Raw genomic sequence first — 12,255 nt, forward strand, 5'->3', positions numbered from 1 at the left:
AATATGGCTATCAAAGCAAGGTTTAGGCAGGCCAAAAAGCTTTTATCATTGCCCCCCAATTGCCAACAACCTTGACCATAGTCCGCTATGAGCGAAAAGTGGAAGTTTTCGCATAGGTAATGAAGGCATGACTAACATTGACGCGTGTTGCTCTACGGGGAACTGGTCAGCTACTCAGTGAAATGTTCCGGTCGCCTGTACTCAGCAATAAACCAGGTGGGTAAGGGATGTCGGTGCAGGCGTGCTGACAGCGCGATCAGCACCTGCCAGCGACCTGACCATCTGAAGTCCGAGGGGGACGCCATACCGTCAAATGTTTTAATTGACGCCTCAGCCTCTTCCCTCGCTGAAGGCCTGAGTCCGGACAGCGCTCTGGATATCCCGACACTCTGAACCCCCAGCGGTGATCCGCTGAGTGTTTCGAGTAACGAAGTGGGATACCAGCGCTCAAGCGTGACCCCTTTCATCAATGGCAGCACGTGACTGCGCAAGGCCTCAAGGTTTTCCTCGTCATTGAGCACTGACGCCACAGTAGCCAGTGCCGGTACAAGTGTTGATGTCTGGAAGAAGTCCCGGTTGGCGGCGCTTGCTCTGTCGAGTGCGACAGCATCTTCCAGAGAGTCGGTGTCCACAGGCAGGTAGCGATCTGTTTTCAGTGCACGGTGGAGCCGGTCGACAATTTCACCGGCAAGAATCTGGGTATTGCCCCAGTCCGACTCCCCCATCAGTGCACAGAAGATCAGGGTGAGGTCAATGGTGTGTCCGTCATACAGAGGAAGCCGTACACTCGGATGCTGGTTCACCAGGTGAATGATGGCCTCCCGGATCTGTGTCCGAAACTCCTCCTGATCGGGCTTTCGCTGGAGTAGTAGCAGAAGGGTGGCCAGGCGTCCCAGCTCCTCAAACAGAAGCTCCAGATAGAAGATGCGTTCTGGACGATAAGAGAGGACCGCACGCGGTGTCTCTAGGGTGGGCATCACCTTCTCAAAGTAGTCCACCAGAGCCTGTGTCTGCAGGTCCACCATGGTTTCAAATCGGTTGTTAAACGCACGGTCGGCATCCAGCTTAAGTTTCACTGCCTCAGCCCACATGCGCAGTAGCAAATACTCCCCAGTAATAACGCCGGGCTTCAGATTCCCTTCGCTTTTTCCCCAGACAAGTAGTACCGCCCAGCCCATCGAGGCTGCGGCGCAACGTCTCAAAAAGTTTTTCTTGCGCGTTGCTGCACTCTGTTTCGTTTTCGCGGTAGGGCACTCAAAACAGGCGTCGATAAAGCGAATGAAACGACCAGTAGCCGACCCTGACTCTTCAAGACCCGCCAGAGCTGCGCGCAAATCGGATTTTCCCTGGGCCAGCAGCAATGTTTCGTCGAACAGAAACTGCTCTATCCAGGGTGTAAGCTGATCGCTACCCCAGAATTCGAGTCTGCAGAACGGGCGTTCAGCGACGTCTTCCGTCAGAGCTGAAAAGCCGGCCTGGGCCTCCTGTAACAGCACGCCGTTGGACACGAGTACGATCTTTTTGCGTAGAGGTTTGAGTTGTTCCGGCAGGCGATTTCGGAGGAAGTCGGTGTATGCTTCGCGTACGGACGGCTCGATGGACTGCTGACCTCCATAAAAGTCTGCCCGCCCGAGATCGCCGAATTTGATGATGAAGGCGTACACCTCATCGATACCGTCCGCATCCGGTCTGGTCGATAACACATCAACGCCTGCCTGCCCAGGGCCAATCTGCGGGCGGCTGAGCACGGAGTGCCCCATAGCTTTAAGTAATTCTGGCAGTAGTGCATCGAGCTCATTGCGCTCTCGCAGACCGGCCAGATAATGAGAGAGAACCAGTTGAATACTCATTCCAACACTCCTTTCCACAGTCTGTTCCTGGCAAGGTCTCCGGAAACCGGATCGGTAAGCCAGGTCGTGGGTAGCTCTGTCGCGATCTGAAAGGGCATCATTTCCAAGGTGGTTTCCCTGACATCGTCGCCGGTGAGGATCTCAATAGCTGTCTTACTGGCGTACTTGAAATGCTGCTGGGTGATGAACTGGCCAAAAATCGATTTTTCTTCTGACTGCCGTTGAATATCGCGGTTCTCGCTGCGCTTCAGGCTGGCGTATATCAGGCGCATTTCCGGTGGCATCACAAGCTCGCGAAGTTTCGGCAGTGCGTTCAGATGGCTTAGTTGTTGTTCCAGTAGCTTGAGCCCGGTTTGCGCCAGTACCAGTGAAGAAAACGGGGAGTCCGGGCTGGAAAGAAGTCGTAGCGTGGTCGACGGGTAATCCTCCATATGATGCTGCAGGAGCGCCAGAGCCGTGTTAAGCGTGGTTGCGCTTGTAGGGAAGGAGGTTGCCAGGCTTAAGGTCCAGCCGAGGGATATCGCCGGAGAAACATGAAGTGCACAAAGCCGGCACGCTGCCAGTCTGGCGCGCGATTCTTCTGTGGAAGAAAGATCATACGCCACTGGGCTGTTTGCCTGTAAGTGGCTTACGCTCGCTTCATGCGTAAGCGCTTTTGCCAGGTCGAGGCATTCATCCTCGGTAAGCCAGCAGGCTAGGGCTACTGTGAAAAGCCGCTCTGACTGACCAATTTCATGGAGACAGATATCTGCGGCCGCCAGGTATTCGTCCGGGGAAGAGTCCCTCACTGTCTCGTGATATAGCCGGGTCAATTCTTCGATAATGGGGTGGCAGTCGGCGTTACTGGTCCGTAATGCGGCAAGCTGGCGATAAAGTTCATAGAACTGATTGTTAGTCATATTGTCCTTTACGTTAAGTGCACACTACTAGCACTAGACACTGGCCAATCAGAAATAATGGCCTGTTACCTGCTGTAAATGGCGTCTTCCTGTCATAAGAAACCGTCAGAGTCTGGCTTCTTCATTGGCCGCCATTCTTAGGGTTCCTTATGCGCAAATTTGGCCATTATTAGCTTAAACCCTTCTTCCTCTGCCGCGTACTTGTTGCTGCTCAGAAACGGCATCCACATTGACGTGATGACATCTTTTTTAATGACATTGTTGTGATCGAAAATTTTATTAGTGGGCTGAGTCAGAATGCGGCTCTGAGAGGTGAAGCCCTTTGTTCCGGCTTGACCGAAGAGCGGATCGAGGCCAAGCCATTCTGACGGCTTCCTCTGCATCCAGCTTACCCACTGATCGTTAGGTGCTATTTCATTTCTGACCCGTGCGACTTTGTAGCCGGCACAACTTTCCCAGTCATAGTCTTCATTCAGAATACTGCCGGTAAGAATAAGGGTGTTGAAGTTGACCGGAGGAAATTCCTCGAAACCATCAAGGTAAGCGCCTACCAGATAGGTACCAAAGGAGTGTGCAATCACTGAAATCTGTTCGCCGTTCTGGCAAAAATCCTGCTTAATCGAATAAATCCAATCCCTGAAGGCGTCCACCGCTTCTTTTCTCTTCCCCTTATTCAGAAGGATGTCAGGGGTGGTATAGCCGTAGATGTAGGGGGCAACGATCCACCCCTGGCTGCTCGCAATAGGGATAAGATTCGCATTCCATTCCGCATGCGTCATGATCCCGTGGATAGTAACTAGCACGCCCGGGGCCTCATTCAAGTCGACCAGATGTCGGTTGAAGTAGGCTCTTTTGATCACTTCATAGGTATCGTCATCCGGTTCGTGATGAGTAGTCCACGGTTCATCCGGGTGATTGAGGTTGATCTGCATTATACCCACGCCACTGCCGTATCGCTCGAAAGACAGCAGTTTTATAAACGAGGCGGTAACAACAGGGTCGTCTGCCGAGCAGAACATAATATCGGTACGTTTTCCTTCGAGAACCAGGCGTTCCGGCCTCGATGGGATGTGTTCTTTGTAATGAAGTACGATTACCACATCCAAATCGTTGGGGTCTTCCTTGCTGGTGACATAAGAACCGCCGACGAAAACACATATTGCATTGCGCGAGTTTGCGAAGTCGAGAATATCTATAAATGCTTTTTTCAGAACTTGGCGTTTGTCGTTGATCATGCAGAAGCGGTCAATAAACTGCTGCGCGGAACAGCTATGTCTGCCTTTTGGTAGATACCCTTTCGCAGTAAAATCGGGAATATTCTTCATAAAGTTAAGTAGTTAAAGTTATAGGGAGTACGGTGTGGCCCGGGGGGCAGCTCAACAAAAAGTATCGTCTCATGAAGCATTTATCTCACATGGGGCGATTGGTCAATCCTGTAATCATTCGCGAATTCTGATAGCAGCAGAGACTGACTTTTCCACTTCATTCTGTTTTGCATACAGTTTATTGGGTTAATGATGCAACTCCAGTTCTTTTTCACACTCCAGTTCACGTAATGCAACTCGAATCTGTTTACCTGCATTACCTATTCCTTAAACTACTTGTTGACGAACTCACATTAGCAACATCCGCTTCTGGCACAAAGCAGCCCACGGCAACGACCTAGGTCAGCTATGGGCTGTGAGTTCAACGGGTCGATGCAACGCTATCCTCATAACGTATATAATTTATGAAATCATTACTTAGTCCATTGTTCTTAAGATACTCTTTGGTAGGGCTATGTGTTTTCGCTATATCCGCACGTATGAGATTGTTAGCTGGGATCGCGAGCCAATGATCTAAAGCTACTCTGTGAGGAAGGTGTTATGGCGCATGTTCGAAGGAAATAAACCTAAGGGGCTCATCGCCCCTGATAAGTTATCACAGTCACGAATAGCTGAGGGAAATGGCTTCCTGTAATTGAACGCAACCGTATGTTTGCCAGTGATTTTTATATCCGGCTTAGTTCCCCGTTCGGATAGCGTCAACAATTCGTTTTATAAGCACAATAGTATCATCAGCGCTAACTGTGTCGTATTTCAGCTGCCTCACTGCGAACGCGTAGCCGGCAGCTAATACAGATTTATCATCACCACTTATGTCGTAAGCCCAGTCTCGACAGTACTTGATCACTTCTCTAAAAGGATTATCTTGACAATATCTATCAATGTTCGGCCAATTATTCATGGAGGGACGTATCTCATGAGAAATTTCTGACACTACACAGTCAGGGTGGAAAATAAGGCTCATCTCTAGGGTTATCGGGTCGAGGCCCGTATACTTAAAACCGACATCACCAAAATCAATTAGGATCGGAGTTCCAACCTGATTAACAAGGACATTACCACCATGTAGGTCTCCGTGAATGCACGATTCGGAAATATTCACGAAAATGTCCTCAATATCCTTTATCTCTTCGATGTCATACTGAGCTGTTAGTTTATTAAAATCAGTATCATTTAATTTAGTCCTTCTAATTTCACCGATTTTCACTCTAGAAACTTTTCGTGCGGTGGACCAACGCTCCATGCTATTGCGAACCTTTTTAATCACATCTACAGCCTTGCATGGATCATTTCGGATAACATTAAATAAGGTTTCTGTATAACCCTCAGCGAGCGTGTAGAATATTGCGCTATACTCTTTAAGCCCCTTGTCCATACTAAGTAATAAAGGCGTAAATGTATTCATAGGCATAAGTCTAACGTGCCGCGCGTAAGATTCATTTTCTTTCTGGATCTTTGACGACAATCCCAGCTTGGCTACGAATACACCTATTACATTAAAACGATCATCGCGCACTTCGATTCTGCCGACCAACGAGCCAGATAGCCCACTCAATGGATAGTAGACCCCATCAAATCCACCCATGCTTCGCACAAAGCTTTGCAGCGCTCGCTCTTGTCCCCTTCCGAACTCTATCTGTATACCTCGGGTATTTATAACTGTAGCGTTTAAGGATACTATCTCGTCATAAACCTGTGACAATTCCTCCACGAGCTCTAGGGTTTCATCTTTTCTAAAGTATAGAACGGTAGAGAACTCTCTTGCTGCCCCCCAGAGTTTAATCCTTTCTCCGTGTCTTAAAAGATTTGTAGCGAAGCTATCCAGTTCGGAACCAGTGAGAATATAAATAGGGGTCCCCGGCATTAACCGTTGCACAGAGTAAAAAAGCTGTTGTCCATTCTCTACGACTTTCTCAAGCCCGGACGGGATGCTTGGCATGCAAAGATCGAGAATAACAAGATCGTAGTAATTTTTATCCAAAAGAGCTTCTGCTGAACTAGAGTTATCGACAACGACCCAAGCTATCTCAGGAAACTTATCTTTTACGGCAGAAACAAGTGTGGCTGCGTAAAATGAGTTATCTTCAACGAATAATATTTGCATAATCCCTATACCATCTTAATTCGAACCGTGCTCCACCTTCGGCATTGTTTGAGACGTAAACGTCCCCTTCCATAGAGCGCATTGACAGCTGTGCAGTAGCTAGCCCATAACCGAAATGCCCATCCTTATTTGAAACTCCGAGCTTCAACGCTTCCTCAGGATTTCCCGAGAATCCTCGGCCGCAATCAAGAATGACAAGCCAGTTCTCGGCTCCGGCGGGGCCCCAGTTTATTAAAATTTCCGCTGGGGTGAGTCTTGAAAATTCCCTAACTGCTTCGACTGCATTCCGGATTCCATTATCTATGGCTAATCCTAACGAATCCCGATCCGCCTGGACCATATAAGGCTTGATACCGGCAACCCGTAACACTATGTTTTCATGGGTAATGTTAAGAACTGCAATACATTCCGTGATAAGCTCTGAGAGATCGAATTCATTAAATGACGGAGTAGCGGCCGCTTTTTTTAACTTTCCGACAGCGTCTAGCAGGCCACTCAAACGTTCTACACAATGCTTGGTTCGCGAGGTTTCATAAGCGTCGAACTCCATTGCTGCAACTAGTCGGAGAGACCCTATGAGTGGAGAAAACTCATGCAGAATTGTTCTGGAAACTTCGTCTACCGCCTGCGCCCGGAGATCTTTAAGCAACCGATCCGAATTAGTATCCATGACGTATTCTTCAGTCGCCGCTTCACTAAGCTCTTGTTTTGGTGGCCCAACCTGTAGTCTTTCAATAGCGCGTTCAAGCGCTCTTTTCACCCATCGAGTATTTTCTTTCGACAGTGCTAGCATCAACATGGACGCATCAGTTGGCTCCGCAGCATTGGTGAAAAAGCGTGCAGCCTCGAGTCGTTCATCTACTGAGGTGCTCATAATTGAAGTAACTGCTTGCTCACGATCCATCACAGCGAATTATCTTCGTAAAACTTTGCTCTGGTGGCAAACGCAATGGAACCACCCTCCATCACATTTGTAATAGCGTTTACGGCTTCAGGGTGATTAAGAGGTTTATTTACCTGTACAAACCCATTTCTTCCATCAGAAGTCAACTCAATTACCAAGTCCGCCTTTCCCAAAACCGGGATGTTGGCATTATGAGTAGACAAAATTATTTGTCCGAGCCCTTTACGACCATTTAACGTTTTTATTATTGTATTAGCCACAAATGCATTATCTAAGTGGTCTTCAGGTTGATCAATTATCAGCACTCTTTCAGAGTGCTGTAAAACTATAGATAGTATTACTGTGCAGCGCTGGCCAGCAGAGAGTGTAGAAACTTCTTTATAGTCGACACCATCAAGAAGATACATGTTTACATCATCCTGTATGTCGCATGTCAATATATCTGCGAGCCCAAATTCACGAAGCTGTGCTAGTACCCGAGCTGCCCGCTCTTTAGGTATATTCACTAGATCTGCCAACTCTTCGAAAGCAGCCTTATCTACGATCGCCACTAATTCACGCGGGCTGATATTTTCTGAAATCTTTGAGGCCAAGTCATTATATTTAATGCCACTTCCTTTGAGCGCATCAGTTAAGGCTTTGGAATACTCGCCTAGCTGAGAGAATTGCTCAATATCTAATTTAATATAAGGTGTTAGGGCCAAATTGATCTTCTCTGTTACTTCACTCCGGAGGGTGTAGCGTTTAAGACGAATCTCTTCAAGCTCAATTGCAGTCTCATCACGTCGTTTGCGTAGCGCGTCTAATCTTCTGCATCTTTCATCCAAGAGGCTTTGGCGGGTATTTATTTGAGATAATTGTGATTTAATTAAAGAAATATTCCGGCTTAACGCACCGGTACCTTCGGATACTTTATCAAGTTCAAGGCGCAAAACCCGAGCTTTACGCTCGACTTCGAAATTTTTGGAAGATATCTCCTCCTGCCGCTGCTTAGAGATATGCTCAATTTGTTGAAAGTTTTTCGAGACCTCAGCTATTCTTGAAATGGCAGAGTTATAATACCCGCGAAGATCCGCAACCGGATCATTTTCTGGCTCACCATTCCAAGCATCTGGACCATAATTTTCAAGAAGCAAGTTATCTAAGGTCATTCTCCATTCGAAAGCATGTTTTCCGAATCTAGCGATGATATCCTCGCGAGCAGACGCTGTAGCAAGTTCTTCTGTGAGCAGTGATAACTCAGATTGTTTTATGCCTACCTCATCTGAATTTCCCTGAAGATCCCGAAGCTGCCGTTCAAAATCAAGCAACTGTGATGTAAGGTTCGGAACCTTACTGACATCCTCAGACAGCGAAGCAATCTCCGCCTCCATGGCTAGAATTTCTTTATAAATGCTCTTTAGAGAACTGATCACCTCAGCTTCTGTCGCAGACATAATGTTCCGACCATGGATAAATCCATCAATCAATGACAAGCGACCTGCATCACTAAGCCCCAGAGTCTCGACTTCAGTTTGAGACAAAACTATTGGCGCAACGAAACTAGCTGTAGATCGTGGTTTGTCGTCGTCAGCTGTGCGGAAAATGGTGATATCATCCACCAGATCATTTAGCACGACAGTCACCTCCCCCCCATCCAGTATCGCTCTGGCATGGTCGAATGAGCGGTTTTTTGCCTCGGTAGTGTGGCTAGGAGCGGCTAGAGCGTACCTGATTAACTCTATTACTGAAGTTTTTCCAGTCCCCCTAGCGCCAATGATCACATTGAGACCTTTGGAGAATTTGAGATCCAAACCATCCAAAAAACCACCTTCGATTTGCAGCCGCCCGATGTCCACTGAAAAGCTCCTGTAATAAAAATTCGACTCGATTACTAACTTTATCTACCTGCGTAACACATCGAATATACCCTGAATTCAGGCGCGGACCCAGCTGTGTCTGTGACCTGTCCCCGCAGATTAGTACGTTTCGATGTTAGCAAAGTCCGCTTTTGGCTCTTATCCGACGGTCAGATTTAATAGTGCCCTACCAGAGGGCACCGTTAGATAAAGGCACAGCTAATACAACCTAACATGCACTGCTGCCCTATACCCGTTCTGCCAATACGCTTGGGTAATGTTTAGCGATGATATCGTTCATCTTGTCCATCAACCCAGGTTTCCTAAATGTCAGATGCGCTGAGCCCTTCATAAAATATTTTATCGAAAAGTAATCGTCTTCATAAACTTTCGTCATTTGCCGATTGGCACTCATATGTTCATACAGCCGAGTTGTCACATCTCCCCGGTTGTCCGGGATCGCCTTGCCCTCGAGCAGGAACAACATCCGTTCAAGATCCGCCAGTTGATCCCGCCGGTAGCTGTGGTTCAGGGTAAATCCCCATTGGGTGTAACTCACCAAATTGTTGACAATAATTTTCTTGCCAAACTTACAAGGATGGTTGCTCTTGTAATCCCAGGATAGCGACTTGAACACATTAATCACCCCTCGCTCAAATACGTTGTCCTTATCACGGTGCAACTGCTCAAATGTGCTGTAAATACTTTCCTCGCTGATGGCAGGAATATTATCTCCCTCAAGGTTTCTGTACCACTGGTCACGGGCTTGGGCATCCATCAAACTGAGTATGCCCGATTTCTTCATCAGGTCTCGCCATATACCGCGATCGAGGTTGCGGGCAATCGCTTTCATGGCCGTTTCTGTTTTCTCCATGAGCCAGCTGCCGCAGCGGAAATCTTGTCGCATGGCCCAGTCCTTTGCAATTCCACCACCGATGCTGTTGGTTATTGCTGAAATATCCTCAAGCTGGTGGATAAGCGCTTCAATCTGCACCAGCGCGGTGTTACGCACGGTGATGATACGTTCAATGCTGGTGGAGCAAATCACATCGGTGTGGCCGGTTAGAACCTGTGGCTCATCGATAACTGTGCTGAGTGAAGTAGACATCGTAGGAACTCCATAAAAGCAAAACGCCAACTATTGTTGTTGGCGTCGAGGAAGAGGGATGTTTCAGGTGCCAGTGTCTGCTGTTCAAACCAGTTTCTGATACACAGCGATATAGAGGTAACCGTGACTGCCCAGCGTATCCGCGTCACAGACCCATTCTCCATGCCGAACCGTAATGCCTTGCTGGCGGCGTGGATCCAGCGTCCCGGACAGCAACTGCGACGCCAGTTTGGTTATCAGTGCGGGGAATGCCGCATCAAGAGACTGAGTGGCTTCAAGGGAAAAGGTACCCACTATGTTGGCTCTGTCGCTCAGAAAGTGCAGGTGTGTTCCCTCCTGAACCAGTCGGGCTCCCAACCGCGGCGTAATATCACATTGCAGGCCCCATGTCGGGGCGGCGGTAATGTTGTTATCCATCCTAAATTTCTCTCTGTGGTTGAATAGGGTTGAGGGACTCGGTTGGGTACAGCAAGGTGGGCGGAAAATGCGCTCGCCACAGGCCAGCAGCCTGGCGTGCGCGGGCGATATCACCTTTACTCAGCATCGGGTCTTGCGCCAGTGCGCTAAACCCGGTGTGGCCAATACGTACTAAGGCATATTTCTCAACCAGAGTGTTGATGGTGTCGCCGACTGAAATCCCTTGTTCTATCTGTTGCGCAATCACCTGTTCATCGTGATAGGGCGTATCGTTGAGGCTCAGGCCGTAGTGGTGCTCCAACAGGAAAGCGAGCAGTTGTTGATAAATCGCAGACACGGGCAATGCGCCCGGTGGGGTGGCACGTGGTTTCATGGGGATGTTCTCAATGTGGATAATGCGGGATTACGTCAGGAGACGAGCGGTGGTATCACCAGTAGAACGTTGCAAAACCGGGCAACACATCGCCCAGAGCATCAATATGCAGGTAGGTTAGTCCATGGCGTTTCATTAATGTGGTGACCAGACGGCGGCAGGCTTTGGAGAATCCTAACTGCCTGAGCCGCAATACCGGGTGGGTCCAGGCATCTAATCTCATCAGGTAACCGGTGCCAGTGAAAAGTAGCCACTCACCATCGCTGAACGAATCCTGACAATGCGAAATCCGGTACAGCAGCGCATTGTCGTCCTCGGTGATGTGTGCGGTACTGCATTGCAGACCCCGAAGGGTCAGGATGTTGGTTTGTTGGATAGTCGTTAACATGGCAACCACCCCAACTCGGCTAACGAAACCGGCTCTCTTTCACCGATAATCAGGTGGTCCAGTACGCGGATGTCGACCATGTTCAGCGCATTAATCAGTCGGGCAGTCAGTGTGCGGTCAGCCTGGCTCGGAGTGGGATCTCCGGCAGGATGATTGTGGGCGATGACAACGGCAGCACAGCGGTGGTGCAATGCCCGAATAACGACTTCGCGAGGATAGACTGTGGTTGCATTAAAGGTGCCGACAGAAACGGTTTCACTGGCCATCAAGCGGTGGCGGTTGTCCAAAAAGAGCACCATAAAACACTCCTGCCCCTGAGGACGAAGATGAAGTTGCAGCCAGGCTTTCACTGCCTCGGGTGAGGTCAAGGTGTAGGGACGGTGTCGGAGTTGGGTTTCCAGTATCGCCAGTGCCTGGCTGATAATCTGTTGCTGGGCAAAAGGCAAGGTGGGGAGTGAAGCACGCATAGGCTGATGTGGCATGGGGGAACTCCTGCTTGTCAGTCAATCAAGTCAAAAATGGCCTGGTTTTCAGGGTGTTGTAAAGCATATTTGCGCAATCGGTAGAAGTGTTCGGTCATCGCCTCACTTTCCGTTCTGCAGGCACAATGGCTATAGGTCATCAGGCAGGCGGTGATACCGGCTGCTTCACGACTGACGGTGGCCCCATTGCCATTGAGTGCGTTAAGCAGCACGTAGTCTTGCACCGTGCCCGGCACCATAAATGCGCCGCCGTTGGGCAAGGTGTAGAAGTCCCAAAAGTCTCCCTGATAGTCAGCACACAACCGGTCCAGCCAACGAAAAACCTGCGGTTCAATCAACGCCCATTTGGGCACCTGACCAAAGTATTTAGGCCAGAAATGGATGCGCTTCGCATCAGAAACCCGGGTGGTGGTGAGTCTGTTTGTTTCGGTATTGCGGTGTTGGTTCATGGGAAAAACCCTTGTGTCATAAGCGGTTAATAACAAAACAGGCCCCATCGGAAAACCGAGGGAGCCTGTTTGTGGGGGGGGATAAAAGTGAGTGAGTACTTACCGGGGGAGTGCGTTG

12 protein-coding genes are annotated in these 12,255 nt (G+C 48.9%); all 12 read right to left on the reverse strand.

Going from position 1 to position 12,255, the window contains the following annotated elements; genetic code table 11:
* Positions 1–170: 170 nt before the first annotated feature.
* Entirely contained in the window at positions 171–1,850 is a 1,680-nt protein-coding gene (locus ACNSO8_RS24965) for a hypothetical protein (protein WP_418396246.1), read from the reverse strand.
* The gene (locus tag ACNSO8_RS24970; RefSeq protein WP_418396247.1) at positions 1,847–2,749 is read right to left on the reverse strand and encodes a hypothetical protein; all 903 of its coding nucleotides are present in this window, start codon (positions 2,747–2,749) and stop codon (positions 1,847–1,849) included. Before ACNSO8_RS24970 ends, ACNSO8_RS24965 begins: the two co-directional genes overlap by 4 nt.
* Positions 2,750–2,886: 137 nt before the next feature.
* Positions 2,887–4,074: a DUF6932 family protein gene (locus tag ACNSO8_RS24975; RefSeq protein WP_418396248.1), complete on the reverse strand. Its 1,188-nt coding sequence runs from the start codon at positions 4,072–4,074 to the stop codon at positions 2,887–2,889.
* Between the two features lie 676 nt (positions 4,075–4,750).
* On the reverse strand, positions 4,751–6,178 hold the full coding sequence (locus ACNSO8_RS24980; RefSeq protein ID WP_418396249.1) for a response regulator: 1,428 nt from the start codon (positions 6,176–6,178) through the stop codon (positions 4,751–4,753).
* Entirely contained in the window at positions 6,159–7,082 is a 924-nt protein-coding gene (locus ACNSO8_RS24985; RefSeq protein ID WP_418396276.1) for an ATP-binding protein, read from the reverse strand. The genes ACNSO8_RS24980 and ACNSO8_RS24985 overlap by 20 nt, the downstream gene beginning before the upstream one ends.
* On the reverse strand, positions 7,082–8,920 hold the full coding sequence (locus ACNSO8_RS24990; protein ID WP_418396250.1) for an AAA family ATPase: 1,839 nt from the start codon (positions 8,918–8,920) through the stop codon (positions 7,082–7,084). The genes ACNSO8_RS24985 and ACNSO8_RS24990 overlap by 1 nt, the downstream gene beginning before the upstream one ends.
* Before the next feature lie 247 nt (positions 8,921–9,167).
* Positions 9,168–10,028: a DUF4942 domain-containing protein gene (locus ACNSO8_RS24995; RefSeq protein WP_418396251.1), complete on the reverse strand. Its 861-nt coding sequence runs from the start codon at positions 10,026–10,028 to the stop codon at positions 9,168–9,170.
* An 84-nt stretch (positions 10,029–10,112) separates the two neighbouring features.
* Positions 10,113–10,445: a type IV toxin-antitoxin system YeeU family antitoxin gene (locus ACNSO8_RS25000; RefSeq protein ID WP_050877762.1), complete on the reverse strand. Its 333-nt coding sequence runs from the start codon at positions 10,443–10,445 to the stop codon at positions 10,113–10,115.
* Between the two features lies 1 nt (position 10,446).
* Positions 10,447–10,818 carry a TA system toxin CbtA family protein gene (locus tag ACNSO8_RS25005; protein ID WP_418396252.1) on the reverse strand — a complete coding sequence of 124 codons (372 nt, stop codon included), beginning with the start codon at positions 10,816–10,818 and terminating at the stop codon, positions 10,447–10,449.
* A 55-nt stretch (positions 10,819–10,873) separates the two neighbouring features.
* The gene (locus tag ACNSO8_RS25010) at positions 10,874–11,206 is read right to left on the reverse strand and encodes a DUF5983 family protein (RefSeq protein ID WP_050877764.1); all 333 of its coding nucleotides are present in this window, start codon (positions 11,204–11,206) and stop codon (positions 10,874–10,876) included.
* Positions 11,200–11,673, reverse strand: coding sequence for a RadC family protein (gene radC, locus ACNSO8_RS25015; protein WP_418396277.1), 474 nt, complete (start codon positions 11,671–11,673; stop codon positions 11,200–11,202). The genes ACNSO8_RS25010 and radC overlap by 7 nt, the downstream gene beginning before the upstream one ends.
* Positions 11,674–11,705: 32 nt before the next feature.
* Positions 11,706–12,137, reverse strand: coding sequence for an antirestriction protein (locus ACNSO8_RS25020; protein ID WP_418396253.1), 432 nt, complete (start codon positions 12,135–12,137; stop codon positions 11,706–11,708).
* Positions 12,138–12,255 lie beyond the last annotated feature (118 nt).

This window comes from Yersinia sp. LJYL362, assembly GCF_048323875.1.

Excerpts from the sequence above, each read along its gene's own strand:
- ACNSO8_RS24965 (WP_418396246.1), bottom strand. The coding sequence starts at position 1,850 with ATGAGTATTCAACTGGTTCTCTCTCATTATCTGGCCGGTCTGCGAGAG.
- ACNSO8_RS24970 (WP_418396247.1), bottom strand. The coding sequence starts at position 2,749 with ATGACTAACAATCAGTTCTATGAACTTTATCGCCAGCTTGCCGCATTA.
- ACNSO8_RS24975 (WP_418396248.1), bottom strand. The coding sequence starts at position 4,074 with ATGAAGAATATTCCCGATTTTACTGCGAAAGGGTATCTACCAAAAGGC.
- ACNSO8_RS24980 (WP_418396249.1), bottom strand. The coding sequence starts at position 6,178 with ATGCAAATATTATTCGTTGAAGATAACTCATTTTACGCAGCCACACTT.
- ACNSO8_RS24985 (WP_418396276.1), bottom strand. The coding sequence starts at position 7,082 with ATGGATCGTGAGCAAGCAGTTACTTCAATTATGAGCACCTCAGTAGAT.
- ACNSO8_RS24995 (WP_418396251.1), bottom strand. The coding sequence starts at position 10,028 with ATGTCTACTTCACTCAGCACAGTTATCGATGAGCCACAGGTTCTAACC.
- ACNSO8_RS25000 (WP_050877762.1), bottom strand. The coding sequence starts at position 10,445 with ATGGATAACAACATTACCGCCGCCCCGACATGGGGCCTGCAATGTGAT.
- ACNSO8_RS25005 (WP_418396252.1), bottom strand. The coding sequence starts at position 10,818 with ATGAAACCACGTGCCACCCCACCGGGCGCATTGCCCGTGTCTGCGATT.
- ACNSO8_RS25010 (WP_050877764.1), bottom strand. The coding sequence starts at position 11,206 with ATGTTAACGACTATCCAACAAACCAACATCCTGACCCTTCGGGGTCTG.
- radC (WP_418396277.1), bottom strand. The coding sequence starts at position 11,673 with ATGCGTGCTTCACTCCCCACCTTGCCTTTTGCCCAGCAACAGATTATC.
- ACNSO8_RS25020 (WP_418396253.1), bottom strand. The coding sequence starts at position 12,137 with ATGAACCAACACCGCAATACCGAAACAAACAGACTCACCACCACCCGG.